Origin of the sequence: Vibrio sp. Vb1729, from assembly GCF_033338655.1 — a bacterium.
GTDB lineage: Bacteria > Pseudomonadota > Gammaproteobacteria > Enterobacterales > Vibrionaceae > Vibrio > Vibrio alginolyticus.
In genome coordinates, this window is record NZ_JAWOTB010000043.1 from 1 (window position 1) to 5,841 (window position 5,841).

Annotated in this window: 5 protein-coding genes and 1 riboswitch; of the genes, 2 read left to right on the forward strand and 3 right to left on the reverse strand. The window is 44.5% G+C overall.

Features of this window, described 5'->3' with window-relative positions; genetic code table 11:
• The first annotated feature begins 362 nt into the window (after positions 1 to 362).
• Positions 363 to 818, forward strand: a complete 456-nt coding sequence (locus R7E29_RS16730; protein WP_017636066.1) for an RNA-binding protein — start codon at positions 363 to 365, stop codon at positions 816 to 818.
• Here the strand turns inward: R7E29_RS16730 and murI are convergent.
• Genes murI through btuB form a run of 3 tightly spaced genes read right to left on the reverse strand, consistent with a single transcriptional unit; the run spans position 781 to position 4,203 of the window.
• Positions 781 to 1,584 carry a glutamate racemase gene (murI, locus tag R7E29_RS16735; protein WP_054577381.1) on the reverse strand — a complete coding sequence of 268 codons (804 nt, stop codon included), beginning with the start codon at positions 1,582 to 1,584 and terminating at the stop codon, positions 781 to 783. The two genes, R7E29_RS16730 and murI, sit on opposite strands and share 38 nt — an antisense overlap.
• A gap of 31 nt (positions 1,585 to 1,615) precedes the next feature.
• Positions 1,616 to 2,308 carry an ATPase gene (locus tag R7E29_RS16740; RefSeq protein ID WP_005378675.1) on the reverse strand — a complete coding sequence of 231 codons (693 nt, stop codon included), beginning with the start codon at positions 2,306 to 2,308 and terminating at the stop codon, positions 1,616 to 1,618.
• Positions 2,309 to 2,367: 59 nt separating this feature from the next.
• Positions 2,368 to 4,203, reverse strand: a complete 1,836-nt coding sequence (btuB, locus tag R7E29_RS16745) for a TonB-dependent vitamin B12 receptor (RefSeq protein WP_005378674.1) — start codon at positions 4,201 to 4,203, stop codon at positions 2,368 to 2,370.
• A 55-nt stretch (positions 4,204 to 4,258) separates the two neighbouring features.
• Positions 4,259 to 4,459, reverse strand: a riboswitch (cobalamin riboswitch).
• 184 nt (positions 4,460 to 4,643) lie between these two features.
• On the opposite strand from btuB, the gene trmA reads away from it, so the two are divergent.
• The gene (gene trmA / locus R7E29_RS16750) at positions 4,644 to 5,753 is read left to right on the forward strand and encodes a tRNA (uridine(54)-C5)-methyltransferase TrmA (RefSeq protein WP_054577382.1); all 1,110 of its coding nucleotides are present in this window, start codon (positions 4,644 to 4,646) and stop codon (positions 5,751 to 5,753) included.
• Positions 5,754 to 5,841 lie beyond the last annotated feature (88 nt).

Here is a 5,841-nt window from a genome sequence, read left to right on the forward strand (position 1 = left end):
ACATTTTCAGCAACTTAGTTGCTCGTCGTTAGGGGTGCGTATCTTACTTCACACCGTGAGAGAGTCAAGCATTTTTTCAAATTCTTTTTTCTCTCTTCCCGACTCGCTGTGTGACTTTCGTCTCACTCCGTGTCGGTGGATGCGCAGTATAGGGAGTTGAGAAATTAGTACAAGTGTTTTTTGCAAATAAAAAACCAACCGGTCACAAATTAGCCAAAAGTGCGATATTTGCATATTTCTTCGTCACATTTGAGACATATCACAGCAATTGGTTGGAAAAACACCAACCATATACGTAAGATTCATGTGTCTATTCTGTTAATGGGCAATCGATCTCTTTATCACTATGTGTAGTAATTAAAATGACGTCTAAAAAAAATCTGATTTTATGTGTTGGGCTGGCCATCGTTGGGGGAATCATCTTCTCTCAATTCATCATCCCACCAGCCTTGAGCTTCCTCATTGGTGTTATCGCTACTGCTTTTCTTTTTTCATTTTCTAGCAAAACACCTGTTCTTCAATCTTCGGATCCTGATCCTTCAACTAAAACGCTGTATGTCGGCAACCTTCCTTATAAGGCCAATGAGAGTCATGTTCGCGATTTGTTTGCTGAATATGGACAGGTCTATGCGGTACGCTTAATGAAAGATAAGCGTACTGGAAAAAGAAGAGGGTTTGGTTTTGTAGTGATGGCTGCGGCAGATGCCAAGCCAGCTATCGCTAAACTTAATGAAAAGGAATATATGGAGAGAACGCTAAAAGTGAGAATTGCGAACGATCCTAAACATCCGGATGGTGGTAAACCTGAACAGGATTAAAACCTAGCTTCTTTAAACAAATGTTCAGTGCATCTTCCTGCCAAGGAGTTGCACTGGCATAAATCGACTTACTTCCCTCTTCTGTATCCTCAATTTCATCACTTAATAGCAATGCTTTTACTCGACGTGCAATCGCTGCGCCTGAATCAATTAAAGTAACGTCCCCACCCAAAGCTTGATGAATCTCCTCTTTGATTAAAGGGAAGTGAGTACAACCGAGCACCGCAACATCGACTTTATCGCGAAGGGGAAGCAGGATATTTGTCAGTTCGTCGAGAGAAACGCTGTTGCCTCGCAACTTCTCTTCGGCCATATCCACCAAGCGAGTTGATCCCAACAGCTCAACTGGTTTGCCTTGCGCAAAGTCTCGTATTAACTCGTGAGTATATTGGCGTGTTACTGTCGCCGGAGTGGCGATCAGCCCTACCCCTTTTGATGCTAAAAGCGATGCGGGTTTAATCGCAGGGACAACACCAACAACGGGAATCGATAAATTTTCGCGTAAGGAAGGAAGCACTATGGTGCTCGCCGTGTTGCAAGCAATGACGACAATGTCGACTTGGTGTTCTTCGACTAAAGAAGAGACCAGTTGGTTAACTCGTGAAACGAGTACAGCCTGATCGAGTTCACCATAAGGGTAAGCCTGATTATCGAATAAGTATAAGTAGTCTAGCTGGGGCAATAGGCGATGTATCTCTTGGAATACAGAAAGACCACCAACACCAGAGTCAAAAACTAGGACTTTTTTCTTACTTGCTACTCGCACGAGTCTTACCTAAAGAACAGAAACGTTGCGATCATACTGCGTAGATTTGTTTTGGCAATGCTTTAGCATGGTATCTTTGATGGCTGAATCTATCTCCAGATTCTACATCTCGCTTCGTCAACTCGATATGTCCTTGAAAAGATGGCGAAGACGTGACCAATGTGTGAAATTCACCATTTTCCCCACAGGGATCAATTTGACTTGGTAATGACTCTATTAGGGCTTTGTCATACCAGCGACCACACCATTCTGGAGGGAGAACTCTTCCGTCGATGGTGATTAACATAGTTTGAATACCACGCTCTATGATTTCCATCGCTAGTTTTTCGCTGCTCTCCCCTAATAGAGGAAAGACGCATTCCCAGCCAACAGGTTCAATATAGCTGCGTCGGTAATCGGCAATGCCATTACAAAACATATCACCAAATGCGACAGCTTCTATGTTCAGACCACTACTTTGTAATGCATTAACGATGGTCGATTGATAAATGTCGTTACTTGGAAAGATTTCAGGTAGCTCGATAGTAATGAGCGGAAGCGCAAGTAAGTCTGCTTGCATTTGTACGACTTCAAGCGGAGTTGCTTGGAAAGGGACTTCTTTCCCTACGTAAGTCGTGTACAAACCGACAACTTGATAATTTGGATTCTCGTTAAGGCGCTCAAGCGTTAATGTCGAATCTTTACCACTGGACCAACTGATCACCACTCGCTTGGGTTTCTTCATTCGATTTTCCACCACAAAATATTAAAAACCGCCCGAAGGCGGTTTGTGCTCATTCACGATTAGAATTCGTAGCCAACGTTGATATAGTACGCTCGCTCTGCAGCGGGGTAACCTTTTGCCATCTCATACTCTTCATCAAGTAGATTATCGATACGAGCGCTAATAGAGGTCGACTCATTCGGATAGTAAGTCACTGCCGTATCAACCAACGAGTAAGAAGAAAGCGTGATATCTTGTGAAGGCCAAGTGCTGTAATCCACATCTGGACGCTTACCGACGTACTGATAGCTAACCGACCAGTCCACTTTATCGAAGCTCACTAAAGCATTCCACTTATACATTTCTTTAGCGCGACGCTGCAACTGATGCCCTTTATCGTCTTCAGCATCTTTGTAATCTGCACTCAACTGGTGCTGCACAATCCCTGTATCAAACTCAGCAACAAGCTCCACACCTTGGATATGTGTTTCACCATCGACATTCAAATATTTGTACGTGGTTGGATGGTAATCGATAAGATTCGTGATTTTATAGTCATAACCCGTGACGGACCAAAAAACGCCTTGGACATCACCGCTGAATGCTAGCTCCCAAGCATCTGACTCTTCCGGCTTCAGATCTTTCTCACCGTATGTCGGGTCATACTGCTGATATAGGTTTGGAGCCTTAAACGCAGTACCAAAAGAGGCTTTAACCCCAAACTCTGGTACAAACTGGTAACCAGCCGCTAAACTGTAAGTGAACTCACTACCGTATTCTTCATTATCATCAAGGCGAGCACTGCCCTCGAGCATTGCTTTATCAATACTAGTGGTTGCCATACCAAACAGAGCGCCATTGGTACGATCAAACGTTTTATTCGCACTCTTGTCTTTATAAGACTCGTTGCGCCAATCAATACCACCAGCCAACGTCGTATTGTTGTTTAGCAAGTAACTGTTGGTCCACTGGACATTTTGCTGCTCAAGTTCATCTTCAGTACCTGAGTGTTTGCCTTTTGCTTGTTCATAGTTCCAAGACTTCTGTTTCTGTGCTGTTACTTGTAGTTCTGACATCACATTATCAGACTGATACTTACCGCCCAGAGTGACAGAAAGATCGTCTTTTTCTGCTTCGTAGTAACCGCGACTACCGTAGCTGCTGTCATATTGATAAACATTTTCGTAAGCACGTAGGTTACCAAATGCAGACCACTGGTCATTGAAGTTATGCACGTAACCTAGCAGACCATTCTTTGTATCAAAGCCATGGCGATCACCGTCATTAACTCCCGGTACAGGACGAACGTTATAACCATCATCACTTTCACTACCAAGCGCGATATTTAGCTGGCCGCTCTCTGTGACTTTAATACCAGATGCCACACTCAATTCTTGATAATCTAAACTACCTAAACCCGCACTTAACTTCGTTCCTTCTTCGTCAGCACGCGCAATGGTGATGATATTGATCACGCCACCAATCGCTTCTGAGCCGTAAAGTGACGCACGCGCACCACGCACGTACTCAATACGTTGAACGTAAGTAAGTGGGATTTGGTTAAAGTCCACAGCGCCCTTCGCTGCTCGTGCAAAACGTACGCCATCAACCAGTACTAAAACTTGGTCGGAACTGGTTCCACGAACAAATAAAGACGCTAACTGACCACGACCACCATTTTGTGAAACTTGAATTCCGGTAAGGCGACGCAATACATCTGGTAGGGTTTTCGCTTGAATGCGATCGATGTCTTGTCGAGTAACTACTTCGACATCTGCCAACGTACGGCTTTCGGCTTGCTCAAAACGGTTTGCCGTAACAACGATGGTTTCGTCAGTGGAGGTTTCCTGGGCCTGTAGATAAGAGACAGGTGAAAGCAGCGATGCCAAAGTGATCGCCAGTGCGGATTTTCTCATTGTATTGTCCTAAATCGCGTAATTCCTTCCGAGCCCTGTCGTCATGACAGTCCAGTGCTGTGGCTCAGTTGTTGGCAGGTATTCGGACTCAAGAGCACGGGTGTACCGCCTACTTGCTCGACTTCCCACATAAACTAATGCAGTGTCTGATGAGCGTTCGTTCTCTTTTACCGCTGCGCGTCAGTTCTGGATTTACACCAGATTCCCATTTCAGCCATCTAGATTGCTAGATAGCACCAACTTGAGGCAAATATTATTCAGCTATTGATTATTTGTCCAGCCAATATTGCCCTTAGAAGTTGTAACGTTTTGATTGATTTTGCTTTCTACTCTGCCTGTACGCACTATCTTTAAATCAATTCCAGTACAAAACTGGACATCCTATTGAGATTGAATAAAATCTGCGCTCTTAAATTGAATGCACCATAAAAGGTAAGATCATGGCTACTCTTGATGTAAACCCACAACGCTACCAAGAACAACTGGCAGAAAAAGTCGAACGTCTCACGGATATGTTCGCGCCATACAACATGCCAGAACTGGAAGTGTTTGAATCACCAGAGCAGCACTACCGCATGCGTGCTGAGTTCCGTGTTTGGCATGAAGGCGAAGATCTTTACTACATCATGTTCAGCCAAGAAACTCGTGAGAAATACCGTGTTGACCAATTTCCTGCTGCAAGCCGTCTGATCAACGACCTGATGCCGCTATTGGTTGAAGCGATGAAAGACAACGACTCACTACGTCGTAAACTGTTCCAGGTGGATTTCCTATCGACACTAAGTGGTGAGATTCTGGTTTCACTCCTTTACCATCGCCAACTTGATGAAGAGTGGATTGAAAACGCGAAAGCCCTTAAACAGCGTTTAAATGATGAAGGCTTCAATCTAAACATCATTGGTCGTGCTCGTAAGATGAAGATTGTCCTAGACCGCGACTACGTGATCGAGAAGCTCGATGTAAATGGTCAAAGCTACATCTACCAACAAGTAGAGAACAGCTTCACTCAGCCGAACGGCAAAGTCGCAGAGAAGATGCTGGAATGGGCTGTCGACTGTACCCAAGAAAGCACTGGTGACCTACTAGAACTTTACTGTGGTAACGGTAACTTCTCGCTGGCGTTGGCACAGAATTTCGACCGCGTACTGGCAACTGAGCTAGCGAAGCCATCTGTGGTATCTGCACAGTACAACATCGCTGCCAATAAGATTGATAACGTACAAATCTTACGTCTATCAGCAGAGGAATTTACTCAAGCGATCGAAGGTAAGCGTGAATTCCGTCGTCTACAAGATGCAGGTGTGGATCTGAAGAGCTACAACTGCAACACGATTTTTGTCGATCCACCACGTGCTGGGATGGATGTCGATACTTGTAAAATGGTGCAAGGTTACGAGCGCATCATGTACATCTCTTGTAACCCTGAAACTCTAAAAGAGAACTTGGACATTCTATGCGAAACACACAACGTGACGCGTTTTGCTCTGTTTGACCAATTCCCTTATACCCACCATATGGAAGCGGGCGTGCTATTGGAACGCAAAATGTAACCCACGGCGTCATGACCCGTCCTGATATGGGTTGACACTTTTTAACTAAAACGCTCGATGTACTTCATCGGGCGTTTTGTATTTTAAA

Bases quoted from the DNA above. Each gene is read 5' to 3' on its own strand.
- R7E29_RS16730 (WP_017636066.1), top strand. From the start codon at position 363: ATGACGTCTAAAAAAAATCTGATTTTATGTGTTGGGCTGGCCATCGTT.
- R7E29_RS16740 (WP_005378675.1), bottom strand. From the start codon at position 2,308: ATGAAGAAACCCAAGCGAGTGGTGATCAGTTGGTCCAGTGGTAAAGAT.
- btuB (WP_005378674.1), bottom strand. From the start codon at position 4,203: ATGAGAAAATCCGCACTGGCGATCACTTTGGCATCGCTGCTTTCACCT.
- trmA (WP_054577382.1), top strand. From the start codon at position 4,644: ATGGCTACTCTTGATGTAAACCCACAACGCTACCAAGAACAACTGGCA.